The organism is Streptomyces sp. WAC07094 (genome assembly GCF_036320405.1).
In the GTDB taxonomy this organism is placed as follows: domain Bacteria; phylum Actinomycetota; class Actinomycetes; order Streptomycetales; family Streptomycetaceae; genus Streptomyces; species Streptomyces lannensis.
The window spans coordinates 1-18,277 of record NZ_JAVMJZ010000004.1; the positions used below are offsets into that span (position 1 = coordinate 1).

The following is an 18,277-nucleotide window of genomic DNA, read 5'->3' on the forward strand; positions in this document are numbered from 1 at the left end:
GGTTCAGCTGCCGACCGTGGTGGCTGGGGAGTCGCTGGCGTAGGGGGCGGGTGTGCGGGTGTCCAGGGCCGTCTGGTGTGGGAAGGAGGAGAGCACGGGGGTGGGCTGTGGGGCGGGGGCGTCTTGCAGGGCCTGGTAGAGGCCGGCGGTGGCGGCGGCGTCGTCGGTGACTTCCACGCCGGTCTGGCGGGTGCCCCACTTGCCGCGGGTCATGGTGAGTATGGCGTAGATGCGGATGGGCAGCAGCAGCACCAGGTGCAGCAGCCCGTATAGGGGGGCCAGGGAGTAGATCCCGAGTCGGCCGACGAAGGTGACGCCGGGCCGGGGCACGTCGAGGTAGCGCACGCTGCGCGCGTATCCCATGACGGCGGTGAAGACGAGGTAGCCGGCCAGGTGGGTGGGGATGTTGCCGGGGTCGGTGGCGGGTTTGACGGCCAGTGAGGTCAGTGCGGCGCCGGTGAACACCAGCCAGGTCGCGACCTCCAGGAACGTCAGGTACCAGCCGGGGCGCAGGCGCGGCAGGTTGCGCAGCGCCCACTGGGACTCGCGGAAGAAGGATTTGTTCCACCGCACCTGCTGGCGCAGGAAGTGCCCGAGGCGTTCGGGGACGGCGGTGTAGGCGACGGCGGTGGACTGGAAGAGGACCTGCCCGCGCATCAGGGAGTAGTTGGTCAGGCGGCGGTCGTCGCCGAAGACGGCCGGGCGGCCCAGGAACTTTTGGGTGAGGAAGTCGTCCAGGTTGGCGTGGACGACGTCCGCGCGGTAGACGACCAGGGAGCCGCAGCAGCACAGCACCGAGCCGAGCCGTGAGTAGGCGGCGCGCTCGAAGAGGAAGGCGTTGCCGTAGCGCAGGTCTATCAGCCGGGTCAGCAGGTTCTTGCGCTGGTTGAGGGCGAGGACGAGACCGGTGACGGCCTTGACGCGCCGGTTGGACAGCGGCTTGATCAGTTCCTCGACCGCCTGGGGGTCCAGCACGGTGTCGCTGTCCACGCACAGGTAGGCGTCGGCGCCGGGACTGGCCCTGAAGCCGACCGCGAGGGCTTCGCGCTTGCCCTTGTTCTCCCTCTGGCGGTGGATGCGCAGGCCGATCCCGGCCCGGGCGAACTGCTCGGCCATCTCCTCGGCGGCCCGCACGGCGGACAGGTCGCCGCTCGCGTCGTCGACCACGTGCACCAGGGACACCGGGCGGGACTGCGCCAGGATGCTGCGCAGGCTGCGCCGCAGGGTGCTGGGGTCCTCGTTGTAGGTGGGGATGATCGCGACCAGGTCGAGCCGGCCCGGGGCGGCGCCCCGGACGTCGGCGGTGCGTGCGGCCTGGTAGGGCCGGTAGGTCAGGGACAGCAGCAGCTTCACGGAGAGCAGCCCGATGGCGGCCATGCCGTACAGGTGGAGGGTGCCGCTGATGACGTAGGCGGCCGCCGAGCCGGTGACGACGAAGGCGAGCAGGGACAGGCGCGGCAGCCTGGAGGTCCAGGACGTCGGGCGGTCGGCCCGGTGCAGGCCGCGGGTTTTCCTGAAGGAGAGCTGGGGCACGTGGGCACGGCTTTCGTCTCGGTCGGGCGGGCGTGGCGGCAGTGCGCCGCACCGAATGCGCCCGGCTTTCCCCCCACGCATTCGCCGACAGTTAAATACGCGACACGAAACAACAGATAGGGCATAGCGGGGTGATATGACCCACAGTGTGGTATAGGCGTCCTATGTAAATAGGCGGATCATTCCGCCCTGCGGGCGCGGCGGCACCCCCGCGCCCGCCCGCACCCCCTGCAGGCGGGTGAGGGTGCTCGGCCCGGGCTTACAGCGTGGCGAGTGCGGGTGCGGGGGTGGGCACGGTGGCGGGCGGGAGGGCGAGTTCGGCCCAGATGGTCTTTCCGTCGGACTGCTGGCGGGTGCCCCAGCGTTCGGCGAGCTGCGCGACGATGAACAGTCCGCGTCCGCCCTCGTCGAAGGTGCGGGCCCGGCGTAGGTGAGGTGCGGTGTGGGCGCCGTCGGACACCTCGCAGATCAGGGTGTCGTGCCGGATCAGGCGCAGCTGCACGGGGCTGCCGCCGTAGCGGATGGCGTTGGTGACCAGTTCGCTGACCACGAGTTCCGCGAGGAATGCCGCCTCCGGCAGCCCCCAGTGGGCCAGCTGGAGCGAGGCCAGGTCGCGGGCGCGGGCGACCTCGGCGAGGTTGTCCAGCAGCTCCCAGGCGACGGTGTGCCGGTCGTCCAGGGCCTGGGTGCGGGCGATGACGAGGGCGATGTCGTCGCGGGTGCGGTCGACGACCAGCCTGTCCAGTACGTGGTCGCAGGTGTCCTGCAGGGTGGGCTTCGGCTCGGACAGGGCTTCGAGCAGGCGCTCGAGGCGCTCGTCCAGACAGTAGCGGGGAGCTTCGACGAGGCCGTCGGTGTACAGGGCGAGCAGGCTGCCCTCGGGCAGGTGCATCTCGGCGGTCTCGAAGGGCAGGCCGCCCACGCCCAGCGGGGGACCGGCCGGGACGTCGAGGAAGCGGGCGCACGTGCCGGGGTGCACCACGGCGGGCGGGGGGTGGCCGGCCCTCGCGGCGGTGCACCGCCGCGAGATCGGGTCGTAGACCATGTACAGGCAGGTGGCGACGAACTCGCCGACATCCGCTTCGGCCGCGTCCTCGGCCCCGCCCGTCGGGGTGGGACAGGTCTCGCTCTGCAGCCGGATGACGATGTCGTCGAGGTGGGTGAGCAGCTCGTCGGGCGGCAGGTCGATGTCGGCGAGGGTGCGCACCGCGGCGCGCAGCCGCCCCATCGCCGCCGAGGCGCGGATGCCGTGCCCGACCACGTCGCCCACGACCAGGGCGACCCGCGCCCCGGACAGCGGGATCACGTCGTACCAGTCGCCCCCCACACCCACCCCGACATCAGCGGGCAGGTAGCGGGCGACCGCCTGCACGGCCGGCTGCGGCGGGACCACCTGGGGCAGCAGGCTGCGCTGCAGCGCCACCGAGGTGGCGCGCTCGTGGGTGTAGCGGCGGGCGTTGTCCACACACACCGCGGCGCGCGCCGCGATCTCCTGTGCGAGCAGCACGTCGGCGGCGTCGAAGGGGTCCCGGTGGCGGGAGCGGGTGAACAGGGCCGCACCGAGGGTCACGCCGCGGGCGCGCAGCGGGACCGCCAGTGCGGAGTGCGGCGCCTTGGTGCCGGTGCCGTCCGGATCGGCGGGCCAGCACTCCTCGCCGTCGGCGGCGCCGGGGAACTGGCCGTGCACGGGGACGCCCCGCAGCAGGCTCAGGGCGGGCATCGAGCCCCGGCAGTAGGTGACGGTGCCGCCGTCGGGCGATGCGGCGGCGAGCGCGGCCGGCACCGACCGCCGGGCGGCGCGGCGCAGGGTGACCGGGCCCGCGTGCGGCCCCGGGGCAGGCTCCTCGCCCTTGAGGACGGGATCGAAGAGGTCGACCGCGGCATGGTCGGCGAAGCGGCGCACGGCGACCTCGGCGAGCTCCTCCGCGGTGCGGGCCACGTCCAGGGTGCCGCCGACCCGGGTGCTGGCCTCGCTGAGCAGCGTGAGCCGGTCCCGGGCGACCATCAGACCTTTCAGGCGCCTTTCCATGGCGATACGGGTGCGGCAGACGGCCAGGCTGACCAGGATCGAGGCGGCCAGCGCGGTGATGACGGTGATCCGGCTGGCATGGGACATGGACGGCAGCAGGATGCCGTAGGCGACGATCCCGACGACGAGGTTCGTCAGGCCCAGGATCAGGGTCAGCCGCAGCGGCAGCAGAGCGGCGCCCACGATCGGGATCAGCGTGGAGTACTCGGCCATCCCCATGACCTGCATGCCCCCGGCCGCCAGAACCAGCCGCGCACCCGCGACCACCACCACGGCGAGCAGCAGGACGACGAAGGCGGCCCGGACGGGCGGGACGGCGGTCCCGACCCGACGGGGGACCAGCGGGGTGCGGTGCATGACGTCCTCCTCGGGCCGCCTGCCGTAGGCGAGACGACCGGAAAACAGGCGGGCAGTGGCATCCGCGCGGGGCTACTACCGGCGACCGGCGAAGCGCTCGTCGGCGCCGGCAACCGAATGCAGCCAGATTCCTATTTATTATCTGATACCGGAAATTTACGCCGCCTCTGTGTGGCGCTTCCACAGCGAGGGCGTCGGGCGCTACGGCTGGGGTGGAGAGCCGGTCGTGATGCGGGCGAGCGCGCGTCTCGGCAGCACGCGCGGCACCCGAAGGGCGTGTCCGGCAGGGCAAGCCGCGGGGCGGGGGAGTGCGCCACACAGTGGTTGCGGCATCCCACCATGATCCGCGAATGGCTATGTGTCCGCCCGCCGGGCAGGTGGCCGATGACCGCGATCGTGGGAGGCCGGCGTCGGGTCAGGCGGCTCAGGGTGACGCCGTTGGGAAAGGCGGTGCGCTCGGCCATGTCGAAGACCGTGGGGTCGAAGGCGGGGATCCCGGCGCCGGCGACCACGGGATGGCTCTTGATCACCAGGTTGTCGATCTCGGGCAGGAGAGTACCCGCGAGCCTGCCGCTGCCGCACAGCCAGACGGCAGGGCGACCCTGGGTTCCTTGGGGAGGCATGCGCCGCACGCGGGGCGCCGGCTTGGCCTCGCCCCCGGAAACAGGGCTGGGCCCCTGTCCGCGGTCCGTACCGCGGACAGGGGCCCTTGTGTCGGTGGCCTGCTTCTACTTCAGGCCGAAGGCGCGGATCAGGGTCTGGCTCACGCTGTTGCCCTTGGTGTCCCGCGCTGTGGTGCGCAGGCTGGCGAAGCGGGCCCGCAAGGGCGCGGCGAGCTGCGCCGTCCAGCTGTCGCCGGATTGCCGCAGTGCCGTCCGGTGCCACGTTGCGCCGTCGTCGTAGGAGACGTCCAGCGTCACCGCGCGAATGGCTCCCTTGCCCGCCGCCCCATTCAGGTGGGAGGGCGTGAGCGTCAGTCCGGTTCGGCGGTGGGCCGTGCCGGACGGGTCGGTGGGCACCGCGTAGTCGAGTTGGACCAGCGGCAGGGTCGTGAGGGCGGTGTAGTCCGCAGTGCCGGAGGTGAAGCCCCACTCGGTGCGCGTGCGGGTCGAGTACGGACGCTCCGGCAGGTTCCGATCGCCCTCGACCACGATGCGGTAGGGCAGCGGGCCTGGTGAGAGGCCCTCGACGGTGACGATCCCCTCGTTGACGTCCTCTCCGAGCAGCTGATCGCCCTGGTACAGCGAGATCTTCGAGGTGTTTCCGTCGGCCCAGACAACGCCCGCGTGCCCGCCCGCGTCGCCCCAGGCCGGCACTACGGAGGTGCTGATGATGTCGCCGACCCGGTAGGGCGCCTGCCAGGTGATCCCGTCGTTGAGCAGGCGGGGGTGGTGGACGGGAGAGAACCAGTCCTCGCGGGTCGTACTGCGCGCCGTGTAGGCGTGGGCCGCGCCCCGCAGGCCGAGGTCCCGCATGGCCGCGGCGGAGGCCCAGCGAAGGCCCGCGCCCGCCGTCACCCAAGACGTCAGCGTGCCCTGGGCCCGGATGGGCGTGGAGGTGCTGAGCATGGCGTTGCCGGAGACCACGGAGACGTCGTCGCGGTACTGCACGGCCTCGCCCTGCTCGGTGTTGCGGAAGGACTCCTCGATCCGGGCAAGGTCGCCGCTGCGGGGACGGTAGGACGGATCCCGGGCAATGGCGCCTTCGCTCTGGCGGACCAGGTCGTACAGGTAGCGCGGGTAGGGGTGCGAGACCACGCGCAGCGTCGCCGTGCCGGGCTTGCGGATCCGCTCCAGCAGCTGCGCACTGTCGTCGGTGCCGAGCGAGGCCACCGGCAGCGGTGCGGCGTCGGGCAGTTGCGCCCAGGGATCCAGCTTGCCGTAGCCGTCGTTCAGGATGAGCAACTGCCTGGCGCCGGCCTTCGCCGCTGCGGCCGCCTGGTCAGGGGCGGAGACGGTGTCGCTGCGGCGCACGACGGCTACCTGGCCGCGCACCTTCACGGTGCGGAAGTCGGCCACCGAGCCGTCGGCGGCCCAGACGGCTCGGTAGGTTCCCGTGCCCTGCGGCAGCTTGGGGGACAAGCTCTGGATGGTGACGTCCTCATAGGTCCGGGATCCGGAGGAGAACGTCAGGGGCGGCTCGATCTGCCGCCAGCGCGTCGCGAAGTGGTACGAGCCCTCGGTCACCTTCGGCGTCGGCGTGACCCAGAGGCTGTCGTACAGCCAGTAATCGGGCATGTAGCTGTCCATGAACGGGTACAGGCCGCCGTTGGCGCGGTACTGGTCCACCCTCATGAACTGGTTGGCACTCGGCTGCGGGGTGAAGGCGGCCGCCCGGCGCAGGTCGGCGGCGTCGAAGCGGACGGTGCGATCGGCATCGAGGTCGACCTGCGGCGCCGAGAACACGGCGGAGCCCAGCGTGTGCGTGCCGTCGATGCCGGGGACGTCGGCGTACATCCAGGCCGCGTAGGTGCTCGGCGGCAGCCGCAGGTCCGTGCGGCCCGAAGCGTCGATCTCGTACACCTTGGGCAGGGTGTTGCGCTCGACGTCCTTCAGTACGAGGGTGCCGGGCAGGGCGGCGCCGCGCCGGTCCTTCGCCGTGACCGACAGTGTGACCCGTTGCCCCTCCTTGTTGAGGCCGACCGACGTACGGGCCAGGACCGTGCCGTCGCTGCCTGCCGCGGTGAGCCGGCTGGAGTAGGCGGCATTGTCCGCCGCCGCGTCGAGGTGGCTGATCACGCCGACGGTTGCGGTGCCGTGCGCGGGCACGGTCAGGCGCGAGTCGGTGAGGGTGAACAGACCCTCGGGCAGCTGGTCCTGGCCCAGCAAGAGATCCAGGGTCACCGGCGCGGCGGCGGTGTTGGTGTAGGTGACGTCCTTGCGGACCGTCTGGCCGGGCGTGTACGGGTAGCGGGTCTGCGCGAACGCGCTTCCCGACGCGAAGAGCGTGGACTTCACGGCGGCGGCGATGTCGACCCGGCCGCTGCCGGCCTGGAAGGGGCTGAACCGCTGGGTGCTCGAAGTGGTGCTGACCAGGGCGTCCTTGAGTTGCTGCCCGGTCCAGTCGGGGTGTGCCGCGGCCAGCAGGGCGGCGGCGCCGGCGACGTGAGGCGTCGCCATGGAGGTGCCGCTCATCGTCTGGTAGGCGCCCTCGCCTTCGGGCGCGTACTGGGAGCGGGCCGCGAGCACGTCCACGCCGGGGGCGGTCAGATCCGGCTTGATGGCGTTGTCGCCCACCCGCGGGCCGCGGCTGGAGAACTCCGCCAGCTGGTCCACGCCCTTGCCCGGGCCGTGGACCGCGCCCACGGTGAGCGCGGCGTCGGCCGCCCCGGGCGCGCTGACGGTGTAGGCCTCCGGTCCGGAGTTGCCGGCGGCGATGACGAAGAGGGCGCCGGTTTCCTTGCTGAGGTGGTCGACGGCCTGGCTGAGGGGGTCGGTGCCGTCGGTGGGCCCGCCGCCCAGGCTCATGCTGACGACCTTGGCATGCTGGGTGCGGGCGGCCCATTCCATGCCGGCCAGGATCCAGGAGTCCTGGCCGCTGCCGCTGTTGTCCAGGACCTTGCCGATGTGCAGCGAGGCGCCGGGGGCGACGCCCTTCTCTCTGCCGCCGGAGGCCGCGCCGGTTCCGGCGACGGTGGAGGCGACGTGAGTGCCGTGACCGTGCCGGTCGGTGACGTCCTGGCCCGGCACGAAGCTCTCCGCGGCCGCGATCCGGCCGGCGAAGTCCGGGTGCGTGGCGTCGATGCCGGTGTCCAGGACGGCGACGTCCACGCCTTGTCCGGTGTCCCCGCCGGCCCACACCGCGGGCGCCCCGATCTGCGCAGTGGTGTCGGCGAGGGTCGCGGTGACCTTGCCGTCCAGCCACACCTTGGCGATGCCGCCGGCCAGCCGCCCCTGCGACGGCGCGGAGGCCGCGTCGCTCCGGGCCCCGGCCGCGGGGGCCGGCGTGCTGCCGGTCAGGGACGACCAGAAACCGGCCGCCGTGGCGTGGTCGGCGGATATCGCCGCGCCCTGGATGCTGGAGAGGGTCAGGGTCTTGCGCGCTCCGTCCGGCGTCTTGGCGGCGCGGGAGCGGGCAGCGGCGTCGGTGTACGTCACGATCAGCGGCAGCCGGTCGCTGCGGGCATCGTCGTAACCGTCCTTCAGCAGCCCCGAGACGTTGAACAGTTGCTCGTCCAGCGTTCCTGACGCGATGTAGGGCAACGCGGCGTCGGGATACACATAGGTGTCCGGCCCGACCGTCATCACATGCGCGCCACCGGTCCTGCCACGCGGGTCGGTCACCGATGTGACCGACTGTGCACGGCCGTTGGCGGTGACAGTGACCTTGTCACCCGTGATCAGCGTGACGGTGCGGACGATCGCGGGGCCGCCGGCCGCCGCGGCGGGGGAAGGGAACGTCGCCGCGGTATCGGCCGACGCCGCAGGACTCAAGGCCGTCAGCACCACCAGGGCGGCGACGGCGGCGGTCAACCCGCGTCTGCGGGAAGGAGGCAGGGGCAAGGGGAACCTCACGAACTAGATGTGCCGGAGTTGTTCGTAGTCAGCCATCCGTTCGCATCACTGTGAAGACAGTGCTTTGGCACATGAGTGCCATGTCACCAGGTTGACACGGCCCAAATCCCTGCAATGCGCCATACATCATGCGCAGTTGGGAGAGACGCCGCTGGACTGTCCACACGCTGCCGAAAGCCGCGCGCGGTCGCATGCTACGGGCCCCGCCGACGCTCCAGACGCCGTAAGGCCCCGGTCCGTTGCTCTGCGCGTCACCTCGGCTTGTATTTTTCTGTCCGCATCACACGCGCACAGGCCAGAGGCGGACAGCGATGACGGAAGCCGACCCACCCTGGGAGGCAGTGGGGCTCGACGCACAGGCGGAGGCCGTCTACCGCCGGCTGCTGACCCACGGAGGCGGGACCGTCGACGACGTGGTCGCCTCATGCGGACTGCGGCCCGAGCAGGCACTGTCGATGCTGGAGCGGCTTCACCACTCCGGACTGCTCAGCCGCCGATCCTCGGGTGAGTTCCTCACCGTCGATCCCCGCCATGCCGTGCGGGCACTCGTGGAGTCGCACGAGCGTCAACTGGCCGCCGTACGCGACGCGGCGGAGCCGTTGGGGGCGATATTCGACGAAGTCAGGCGCTCCCATACGGCCGAACCCGCCACGAGGACGATCAGCGGGCCGGAGGCGGTCGGAGACTGCTACTACCGCCTGAAGCAGCGCGCCCGTCACGAGATCTGCGCTCTGGACCGGCCGCCGTTCCTGCTGGCTCCCAACGGGCCGCTCGACGAGGCGGCGGTCCGGCGCGGGGTACGGGTGCGGGTCGTCTACGCGGCGGCCAGCTTCGACGCCGAAGGCGGCTGGGAGGAGTTGGGCAGTCTCGTCTCGCGCGGCGAAGAGGCCAAAGTCGTGCCCGCACTGCCGATCAAGCTGGCGATGGCGGACCGGTTCGCGGCGATGGTCTCGCTGAGCCTGGACGGCGAGGGCACCGAGTGCCTCTACACCGAGGCGCCCCCCTGCTGGACGCCCTGACGGAGCTCTTCGAGCGCTACTGGGCCACGGCGGCGTCCTTGAGCGGTCCCGGTCTCGAACCCTCGCCGCCACCAGGCCCACCCGCCGAAGACGGCAGCGCCCGGATGCCCACCGACGAGGAGCGCAACCTGCTCGCCCTCTTCGCCGCCGGGGTCAAGGACGACGCCATTGCCCGCCAGTTCGGGATCTCGACGCGGACGCTGCGCCGACGGATCCAGGACCTCTATGCGGAGCTCGGGACGACGAACCGTTTCGGCGCCGGCGTTGCGGCGGCCCGACGCCATTGGGTGTGACGTCCCGGAGACGGCGGCACGAAACTCCGTTACCGGCCGGCGCGCACGCCACTGGTCCGGCCGGCCTGACGCGGATCCCCCGTTCGTGCGGGGCGCGTCCGCCCGGAGCGCCCGGGCGGACGCGTGACCCGCCTTCCTCCTCGGGTGACGGTGGTGTGCTCGCGGCAGGCGACGATTCCCTGGTGGAGCCCGGTGAACCGCACGGTGCCACTCGGCTGCCCACTTGAAACGGAAGGACTCCTCCGGTAAAGTGGAGGTGATTCTCCGCTTGAGATGGGGTCAGGGCGGGCGATGAACGACCTCGAACGCCGAGGCCCACTCTCACGCGCTTTGGCCCCGTCCGTTCCGTTTCCGCGTAGCGCCCGGCGATGGCGCGGCACCCACCTGCCGACGGGGCCTTTGGGTGATGAGCCCCGCCGGACTCGGCCTCGTAGGCCGCCACCTGAAAGCAAGGGAGTCCAGCACGATGAAGAATTCCCACGGTTCCCCCAGGCTCCGCCGCGTACGACTTCCCGGCACGGTGGCAACTCCGCCTTCTTCACCCGACAGGCGGGCGGCGTCCGGAGGCGGTGCGGACACCGTCGTCCGCGCGGCACGCAGAGACGCCCGCCGCACCGACGGACGCCCGTCGACCGGCGGGTCGCCGGCGCCCGAGCAGCCGGCGGCATCGCCCATCGCCGCGGGCGCGACAGCCGCCGCGCACTGCGAACCAGCTCCGTGAGCATTCAGCCGGCGGCCCCCGCCGTCACCCGCACTGCGTTCCGGCGACCGGGAGGACCGCTTGCGGCCCCCTTGGTGCTCGGCGGGCGGAGCGCTTGACCTGAGGTTGATGTAGATACAACATGAGGGGGTGAGTGCTTCCGTCGACGCGATCGTGCAGGACTGTCTGGCCGTGCGTATCCGGCTGATAGGCCGGGCGGTCACCAGTCTTTACGATGGCGCCCTTGAGGGTCATGGGGTGACCATTGCCCAGGTCAACCTGCTGGCCGCTCTGGGCAAGGTGGGCCCGTGTCCGCCCTCCAGGCTTGGCGAGGTGCTCCAGTTGGAGAGGTCCACGGTCAGCCGGAATCTGCATCTGCTGCTGAACCAGGGCTGGATCGAGGCCTCGGCGTCCGACGCGAAGGGCATGCGTGAAGTCGCCCTCACCGGCGCCGGCCGAGCCAAGATCGAATCCGTGATGCCGCAGTGGCGCCAGGCCCAGCAGCAGGCTGCTCGGCTTCTGGGGGCGGGCGTGGCGGCGGTCCGGGAGATTGCGGGCGGCATGGGGTATCCGCCAGGCGCATAGCGCTCAGGGAGGGGTGGTCGCAGGCCCGCTCCAGCTCCTCATGTTGTATATACAACGAGAGAGGGAATGTCATGAGTGTCTCCTTCGTGAACAAGGTTGTACTGGTCACGGGTGCATCGCGGGGAATCGGTAGAGCCGTTGCGTTGGCGTTCGCCCGGCAGGGGGCGCTGCTGGTTCTTGCGGCCCGCTCGGCTGAGCGGCTTGCCGAGGTGGAGAGCGAAGTCCGCGCTCTGGGGTCGGACGTGCTGTCGGTCCCGACGGACGTGACCTCCCCCGAGGCTGTGACGGCCCTGGTGGACGCCGCGGTGAGCCGGTTCGGGCGGATCGACGTGCTGGTGAACAACGCCGGGATCGGGAGGGTGGGCTGTGTCGAGTCGGCGGCGTTCGAAGACAACGTCCGCCAGACGATGCAGGCGAGCCTTTTCGGAATGATCAACGTGACGCAGCGCGTGCTTCCGGTGTTCCGGCGGCAGGGTTCAGGGGCGATCGTGAACATGTCGTCCGTGATGGGGCGAAAGGCGTTCGCTCGATTCGGCTCGTACGCGATCGTGATGCACGGGGTCTCCGCCTTCTCGGACGGTCTCCGCCAGGAGGTGGCCGGCAGCGGTATCCGAGTGTCGGTGATCTATCCGGCGCTCACCGCCACCGACCTGCTGCGGGAGGCGAAGGAGGCGGAGATGCCGCCCCCGTTCCGGCACATGACGCCGCTGTCGGCCAACGAAGTGGCACGAGCCGTGGTGGCCGCAGTGCGGCGAGGGAAGCGACGTGTAGTGCTGCCGCGCACGGCGAACATGCTGCTGCTCGGCGAGGCGTTGTCGCCTCGCATCGGCGACTTGATCGCGACCGCTCTGACAAAGCGGCGCATCGCCGGGCTGCTCAGGATGAGCAGCGGGAAGACCTACCACGAAACGATCGCAGGTCACCCGGGCTGATGAAGCGACGCCGGTACACACCTCGTATGTCGCCGAGGCCGTCGTCGCCCTCCCTCTGGCCTGATTCCTGATCCACCCGACACCACGCCGGTCAACGCCGCACTCCCACCCCGGCCCCCTAGTGAGCCGGCACGCATCTCCATGCCGGAGTGCTAAAGGCCGGGCCGGGGGATGCAGCTGAAGGCCGGTCGTGCTCATCTTGACGAGCCGTTGCCCACCGTTGTCCAGCGGATTCCCCGCCGTCGTCACGTGACGCAGCCGTTCGGACACACCCGTGGCGAAGGCATCCCGAATATCATGGGATGAGGCTTTTTCGGTATATGTCGGGGAGCTGTAGATGGATGCCTTGGACGAGCTCCTTCGAAGGCCCACCCCGTCGGCTCTCGTGGCCCTGGACGGATCTGTCCTCGGCCTCAATGCCGCGATGGCCAGGGTGCTGGGCAGGTCGGTGGAGCAGTGCCTGGGGCACGGCTTCGGTGATCTGTTGCCCGCAAGCCAGCTGACTGCGGTCGAGAGTCTCGTGGCCCACGCCGCCACGACGGACACGGTCGCGATGCGGGTGCTGGAGTTCCCCGGGCCGGCAACGGCATCTGTCGTCTGTCTTGTCGAGGCACGATCGGTGAACGATCCCGCAGGCCGGGAGCCGCTGGTCTGGGTGCACTCGTTGGACGCGGCAAACGACCGGGGCGGCCTGTTGATCCCGTTCCGTCTGGCGGCCAAGGCCGCCGATCTCGGCCTGTGCATGTATTCACCCCAGGAGCGCGAGCTGGAATGGCTCGGTGGCGCACCCGCCTTGGCGGCGCTGTTCCCGGAGGCCTCCATGCCGTTGTCCGAGGTGGTGCGGCGAGTCCACCCCGAGGACCGGGAGCCTTTGCGGCGGCTCGTGACGTCAACGGCCGCCCGGTCCCCCTGGATCAAGGTGCGGTTCCTCACCGAACGCGACGGCTGCCACCATCTGGTCTGCCAGAGTCGCCGGATCATTCTCGGCTCCGGCGGTCCTGAGCGGGTCCTCGGAGTGATCCGTGACGAGACCACGTGGGAAGCACGCCGACGCAGAGCACTGGTCGCGCTGAGTGCCGAGCGCCAGCGCGCCGACGAGATCGCCGCCTTCTCCTCCGCCGTGATGACCGCAGTCACGGAACAGGAAGTACGGCAGGTGGTCCTGACCCGGCTCGCCGCGACGTTCGGTGGTACCGGCGCCGCGCTGGCGCTCGTCACGAAAGACCGCCTGCGCGTCTCCTCCGATGCCGGGATCCCGCTACCGGTGGCCGCCGTGCACGGCCTGCCGCTGGACGCTCCCAGTCCGCTGCCCTACGTGATCCGCACGGGCAAGCCGCAGTTCATCCCCGACCAGGAGGACTACATCCGCTGCTGGCCCAACGGGGCCATGGTGCCGTACTTCGACCAGCTCGACACCGGCTATGCCATCTCGATCACCCCCCTCGGCCCGGCGGGTGAGCAGCCGCTCGGGGCCTGGCTGGTGACCTACGACAGCGCACACCACTCGTCCCTGGACGAGCGGGCCCTCATGGTGACGCTTGCCGACCTTGCAGGCCAAGCACTCAAGCGCGTCAGGTTGCAAGAGGCACGAGTCGAGCTGGCCGCGGCGCTTCAGCAGACCATGCTCCCCACGCTGCCCGAGCACCTGCCAGGGCTGGAGGTCGCCGCCCGCTACCGCCCGAGCCGAGACGGGCTCGACATCGGCGGAGACTGGTACGACGCCTTCGTCACGCCCGACGGTGCCGTCGCCCTGGAGATCGGTGACGCCCAAGGACACGATGTGGACGCCGCCGCGGCCATGGGACAGGTGCGCGCCTCCATGCGCGCGATCGCCGCCCACGAACCCGATCCCGCAACCGTGCTGATGCGCACCAACGAGTTGCTCCTCACCATGCAGGCGGCACGATTCGCCAGCTGCACCATGCTGTCCATCGACCCGGGCGACGGACGGGTCACCGGTGCCAGCGCCGGCCATGTGCCGCTGCTGTACGCACGCGACGACGGCAGCCACAGCATCCGTGAACTGCCGGGCGGCCCGGTACTGGGAGTCCTGCCCGGCGCCGACTACCCGGAAGAAACCTTCACACTGGACAAGGACGCCGCGCTGGTCATGGTTACCGACGGCGTGGTCGAAGGACCAGCCCTGACACTGGACGCCGGACTGGAGCGAGCCGGGAAACTGGCCGCCCAAGCCGTCCATGACGGGCTGAACGCCGAGGAGACCGCCGACCTCATCCTCGACGACGCGGTCGCGGAAAACCACCTCGACGACGTGGCCGTGCTGATCATCCGACGCACATGACAGCACCCGCGGCCTCATGTGCTCCCTGTGCGGTCCTTGCGGCGAAATTGATCAGGCGGAGCAGCCCACAGCCCACAGTCTCCGCGGGGATGTCACGCCGGATGACACCGGTCCGCAGCAGCACGCACAGGATGCCGGCGACTGCCGCTCGGTTGGGAACAGGCGACCGCCCCGGATGGCGGCGGGTGGCAGCAGCGGAGCCAGCCGCCCTCACGCGTCGTCAGGAACAAGACCGGCACGCCCTCCGGACACCTTGCTGACCAAGATCACCGAGTGCAAGAGCCGTAGCTCAACTCATTTTGAAACGATCAGTTGGTCGTAAGCGATGAGGGAGAGCTCAGGCGGCAGCCATTCGATCCTCCGCGAATGCGGAGCGCTTGCCCAGGTTGCGCCAGGCGATGGCGCCCAAAACCGGGAACAGGACCATGATGATCAGCCAGCCGGCCTTGGGCATCATGCGAATGCGCGACACCGGCGTCCTGATGCAGTCGACCAGGGCAAAGACGTACAACACCGCGACTACGAGGTAAATCGCGTAGACCAGCAAGGACGTCATCGGGTCACCTCGTGTGCCAGGGCGTCTGCCCGTTTGTGTGCGGCACCGCCTGGCCCCACTGCCCGCCCATGCTAACCGGCTTCGCGCAGCGAGGCTGCACGTCCCTTTCATCCCTGGGCAGCGGTGCGCTCGATGCCGGCACGTGTCTGGGGATTGGCGCTGTGGTGCCACGGGGAACGCAGCAACGGCGATGCGGCCGGCCGTTTTGGACATGAGCATCGCGACGGCCGCCCGCACCTACAGGGCAGGGTGCCGGGTCAGCAGCCAGATCAGGGTGAGTGCGATGACGGGCCGGTGACCCAAGACATATATCCGGTTGAGGGTCGTGGGAGGGTGTGTTCGTCGACCACCGGCTGCTGCAGCCAGGGCTCACGAGGCGGCGGGTGATGGCTTCACCACCTCGCTTGCGCGAGTTGCCTCTGCCTGCGTAGCTCGTTCGTTTGCGAGGCCGGTTGGGCGAGGGCGTTGTCGGCGGGCGGCGTACCACGCGGCAAGCACGGGCCGCAACGATGCGGGCCACCCGGTAGGTTGCTTCTCGCCGGTCAGTCCCCGACCCGTATCAGCCCGCTTTCGTAGGCGAAGATCACCGCGTGGATACGGTCCCTCAGGCCGAGTTTGGTCAGGACGCGGCCGAGGTGGGTCTTGACGGTCGTCTCCCCGACGAAGAGGCGGTCGGCGATCTCGCCGTTGGCCAGTCCTTTGGCGACCAAGGCCAGGACTTCTCGTTCCCGCTCGGTGAGCGCCGTCAGGCGGTTGTGCTGGGCGGCCGCGGACGCGGGGGCCTGCAGGACGAAGCGTTCGACCAGGCGCCGGGTGAGTGAGGGCGCCACCATGACCTCGCCGCGCAGCACCGCACGGACGGTCACCAGGATCTCCTCGGCGGGGGCGTCCTTGACGAGGAAGCCGCTCGCGCCGGCACGCAGCGCCGCGTAGGCGTACTCGTCGAGGTCGAAGGTGGTGACGACGAGGATTTGGGGCCCGTCGGGTTGCGCGCAGAGGTGTTCGGTCGCGGCGAGCCCGTCCAGTCCCGGCATGCGTACGTCCATCAGGACGAGGTCCGGCTCCAGGGCGGCCACGCTCGCGATCGCCGCGTCGCCGTCGGCGGCCTCGCCCACCACGGTGAGATCGGGCTGGCTGTCGATGACCATGCGCAGCCCCATCCGGATCAGCTGCTGGTCGTCGCAGATCAGCACCCGGGACGATGACGCCGTGGGAGCCGGGGTCGGGGTTCGGCCGCTCATGGGGTCGCCGTGGCGGGCTCGGGCTTGGTGGGGCGCAGCGTGGCGGTGACCCAGTAGCCGCCGTCGGGCGTGGGCCCGGCGTCGACGCTCCCGCCGTACAGGGCGGTGCGTTCGCGCATGCCGGTGAGTCCGCGACCGGAGGAGAACAGCGGGGCGGGGCGCTGTGCGGCGGCTTGCCCTCCGGCTCCGGCGGAGTTCTCCACCCGGACGCGGACCAGCCGCCCGGGCCCTTCGGTGCCGGTGTCGACCCGTACCTGGATGGTGGCGTCCGGCGGCGCGTGCTTGACGACGTTGGTGAGCGCCTCCTGCACGATGCGGTACGCCTGCATGGCCAGATCCGCGGGAAGGCCGCCCCGCTCTCCGTGAAAGTCCAGCCGGGCGCGCATGCCGCTGGTGTTGAGGCGTCCGACCAGCCGCCGCAGTTCGGCCGCAAGGGACTCGGTGGTCCCCCCGGGCGCAGGACCGGGGCCGTCGGCTGAGGCGTCCGCGTGGGGAGTACGCAGCACCTCCAGCAGCCGGCGCAGTTCGCCCAGGGCCTCACGGCCGGTCGCACTGATGACACCGAGGGTGCGGTCGACGACGGCGGGATCGACCTGCCGCATCAGCCTGCCGCCCTCCGCGTTCAGCACCATCACGCTCACACTGTGCGCGAGGACATCGTGGATCTCGCGGGCGATACGCGCCCGCTCCTCGGCGACGGCGATCCGGGCCAGGGCCACACGCTCCGACTCGGCCAGCTCGGCCCTCCTCTCGAACTCGGCGATGTAGGCACGCCGGGCGCGGACGTACTCGCCGAACACCCACGCCCCGGCCAGCAGGAGTGCCACCGCGAGCGAGGTGAGCCAGGCACCGCGGCCGTCCTGGCCCGTGGATTGCCGCTGCCACGCGGGAATCCACAGCACAACACAGCCTGCGGCACAGAGCACCGTTGCCGCGGCGGCCCGGCGCAGTCCACGCACCGTGAGGGTGGCCAGGACCGCGGCCAGGGCGACGGCGCCGCGGCCCGGTTCCCCTCCCCACACCTGTCCGAGGTACTGCGCCCAGAACGCCGCCGTCACCAGGGCCGCGACGAGCACCGGCCGGCGGCGGCGCCACAGCAGAGGCAGCACCAGGGCGGCATACATCCCCGCCTGTACCCAGACAGGCCGCCAGCCCGGCTGCGGGCGGATCACCGGGGGCACGGCCACCAGCACGACGAGCAGGATGTCCGTCAGCCACGGGTGGCTGCGTCGCAGGCGGGGCAGGGTCTCGATCAGCCGATGCACCGCCTCACGCTACGGCCGGGGCCCGCTGGCCCGCATCGTCCTGCGGGGCGTCGCGGGGTCCTCCCGCGGTCGTACGGACACGGGCCGGGGATACGACGTGCGGTCACCCGGGGCACTTTCAGCATGGCCGCCATGTCGATCACCACCGAGTTCCTGAGACGACCGATCACGACCGGCGCCGTGGCCGCCAGTTCACGACGGCTGGCGCTTGCGATGACCGAGGGCATCGGTCTGGAGCGTGCCCGGCTCGTCGTCGAACTCGGGCCGGGGACCGGGGTGTTCACCGACGCGATCCTCGCTCGGCTCGCGCCCGGCGCACGAATCGTCGCGGTCGAGCTCAACCCGGTGCTCGCGGCCCGGCTGGCGGCCACCCGGCGCGATACACGGCTCACCGTGGTCCAGGGTTCGGCCGCCGAGCTGACCGCGACGGTGGGCGAACCGGTCGACGCGGTGGTTTCCGGGCTGCCGTGGACGGTCATGCCGCGCGAGCGGCGCGCGCACATCCTGGACGCCGTGACCGAAGTCCTCGCGCCCGGTGGCCGGTTCACCACCTTCGCCTATCTGCACGCGGCCTGGACTTTGCCCGCCCGTCATTTCACCACCGAACTCGCCCACCGCTTTGCCCGGTTGGAACGCTCGAGGACGGTGTGGCCGAACCTTCCTCCCGCTTTCGTGCACCGGGCCACCAAGAAGCCATGAACTGTTCGAGCCCTGCTCCGGCCGATCGCGTCACGCGGACGGCCGATGCGGCGGGGATACCTCGTGCGTGCCGGGTGCGGCATTGCGTGGCCGTCATCGGCCCGCCGGTGCCTGCGCGGCGGCTCCTCGCCCTGCAGGGGAGTGCTGCCATGGGCGCGGTTTCGCCATGAGAAAGGGTGCCGACGCCTTCCGGTCCGGTGTCTGATCCTGGATGTGCGGGTGGTCCTTGCCGGGCCTGCGTGGCAGCGCCAG

At 70.8% G+C, this 18,277-nt stretch carries 12 protein-coding genes and 2 pseudogenes; 6 read left to right on the forward strand and 8 right to left on the reverse strand.

Annotated features, from left to right (window positions below):
• Positions 1-3: 3 nt before the first annotated feature.
• The 4 genes and pseudogenes from RCR19_RS41885 to RCR19_RS41900 form a co-directional block, all read right to left on the reverse strand.
• Positions 4-1,533, reverse strand: a complete 1,530-nt coding sequence (locus RCR19_RS41885) for a glycosyltransferase (protein ID WP_331270348.1) — start codon at positions 1,531-1,533, stop codon at positions 4-6.
• Positions 1,534-1,792: 259 nt separating this feature from the next.
• On the reverse strand, positions 1,793-3,919 hold the full coding sequence (locus RCR19_RS41890) for a SpoIIE family protein phosphatase (RefSeq protein ID WP_331270349.1): 2,127 nt from the start codon (positions 3,917-3,919) through the stop codon (positions 1,793-1,795).
• Between the two features lie 410 nt (positions 3,920-4,329).
• Positions 4,330-4,509: pseudogene (locus tag RCR19_RS41895) on the reverse strand (dihydrofolate reductase); the annotation flags it as partial.
• Between the two features lie 138 nt (positions 4,510-4,647).
• Entirely contained in the window at positions 4,648-8,421 is a 3,774-nt protein-coding gene (locus RCR19_RS41900; RefSeq protein WP_331270350.1) for a S8 family serine peptidase, read from the reverse strand.
• 323 nt (positions 8,422-8,744) lie between these two features.
• On the opposite strand from RCR19_RS41900, the gene RCR19_RS41905 reads away from it, so the two are divergent.
• The 5 genes from RCR19_RS41905 to RCR19_RS41925 all read left to right on the forward strand — a co-directional run bounded on the left by RCR19_RS41905 (position 8,745) and on the right by RCR19_RS41925 (position 14,264).
• Positions 8,745-9,452: a hypothetical protein gene (locus RCR19_RS41905; RefSeq protein WP_331270351.1), complete on the forward strand. Its 708-nt coding sequence runs from the start codon at positions 8,745-8,747 to the stop codon at positions 9,450-9,452.
• Positions 9,413-9,745, forward strand: a complete 333-nt coding sequence (locus RCR19_RS41910) for a LuxR C-terminal-related transcriptional regulator (protein ID WP_331270352.1) — start codon at positions 9,413-9,415, stop codon at positions 9,743-9,745. Before RCR19_RS41905 ends, RCR19_RS41910 begins: the two co-directional genes overlap by 40 nt.
• An 850-nt stretch (positions 9,746-10,595) precedes the next feature.
• Positions 10,596-11,030, forward strand: a complete 435-nt coding sequence (locus RCR19_RS41915) for a MarR family winged helix-turn-helix transcriptional regulator (RefSeq protein ID WP_331270353.1) — start codon at positions 10,596-10,598, stop codon at positions 11,028-11,030.
• Between the two features lie 71 nt (positions 11,031-11,101).
• Positions 11,102-11,962: an SDR family oxidoreductase gene (locus RCR19_RS41920; protein WP_331270354.1), complete on the forward strand. Its 861-nt coding sequence runs from the start codon at positions 11,102-11,104 to the stop codon at positions 11,960-11,962.
• A 337-nt stretch (positions 11,963-12,299) separates the two neighbouring features.
• Positions 12,300-14,264, forward strand: a complete 1,965-nt coding sequence (locus tag RCR19_RS41925; RefSeq protein WP_331270355.1) for a SpoIIE family protein phosphatase — start codon at positions 12,300-12,302, stop codon at positions 14,262-14,264.
• A gap of 64 nt (positions 14,265-14,328) precedes the next feature.
• On the opposite strand, the pseudogene RCR19_RS41930 reads toward RCR19_RS41925, so the two are convergent.
• From RCR19_RS41930 to RCR19_RS41945, 4 genes and pseudogenes are all read right to left on the reverse strand, one after another.
• A pseudogene (locus RCR19_RS41930) lies at positions 14,329-14,468 on the reverse strand (IS5/IS1182 family transposase); the annotation flags it as partial.
• Positions 14,469-14,601: 133 nt separating this feature from the next.
• Complete coding sequence (locus tag RCR19_RS41935) at positions 14,602-14,820, reverse strand: PLD nuclease N-terminal domain-containing protein (protein WP_331270356.1); 219 nt, start codon at positions 14,818-14,820, stop codon at positions 14,602-14,604.
• A 542-nt stretch (positions 14,821-15,362) separates the two neighbouring features.
• Complete coding sequence (locus tag RCR19_RS41940; protein WP_331270357.1) at positions 15,363-16,061, reverse strand: response regulator transcription factor; 699 nt, start codon at positions 16,059-16,061, stop codon at positions 15,363-15,365.
• Positions 16,058-17,326: a histidine kinase gene (locus RCR19_RS41945; protein WP_331270358.1), complete on the reverse strand. Its 1,269-nt coding sequence runs from the start codon at positions 17,324-17,326 to the stop codon at positions 16,058-16,060. The genes RCR19_RS41940 and RCR19_RS41945 overlap by 4 nt, the downstream gene beginning before the upstream one ends.
• A gap of 132 nt (positions 17,327-17,458) precedes the next feature.
• On the opposite strand from RCR19_RS41945, the gene RCR19_RS41950 reads away from it, so the two are divergent.
• Entirely contained in the window at positions 17,459-18,025 is a 567-nt protein-coding gene (locus RCR19_RS41950; protein WP_331270359.1) for a methyltransferase domain-containing protein, read from the forward strand.
• Positions 18,026-18,277: the final 252 nt, after the last annotated feature.

What these genes read in the sequence shown, in the direction of transcription:
- RCR19_RS41890 (WP_331270349.1), bottom strand. Translation starts at nt 3,919, where the DNA reads ATGCACCGCACCCCGCTGGTCCCCCGTCGGGTCGGGACCGCCGTCCCG.
- RCR19_RS41905 (WP_331270351.1), top strand. Translation starts at nt 8,745, where the DNA reads ATGACGGAAGCCGACCCACCCTGGGAGGCAGTGGGGCTCGACGCACAG.
- RCR19_RS41920 (WP_331270354.1), top strand. Translation starts at nt 11,102, where the DNA reads ATGAGTGTCTCCTTCGTGAACAAGGTTGTACTGGTCACGGGTGCATCG.
- RCR19_RS41925 (WP_331270355.1), top strand. Translation starts at nt 12,300, where the DNA reads ATGGATGCCTTGGACGAGCTCCTTCGAAGGCCCACCCCGTCGGCTCTC.
- RCR19_RS41935 (WP_331270356.1), bottom strand. Translation starts at nt 14,820, where the DNA reads ATGACGTCCTTGCTGGTCTACGCGATTTACCTCGTAGTCGCGGTGTTG.
- RCR19_RS41940 (WP_331270357.1), bottom strand. Translation starts at nt 16,061, where the DNA reads ATGAGCGGCCGAACCCCGACCCCGGCTCCCACGGCGTCATCGTCCCGG.
- RCR19_RS41950 (WP_331270359.1), top strand. Translation starts at nt 17,459, where the DNA reads ATGTCGATCACCACCGAGTTCCTGAGACGACCGATCACGACCGGCGCC.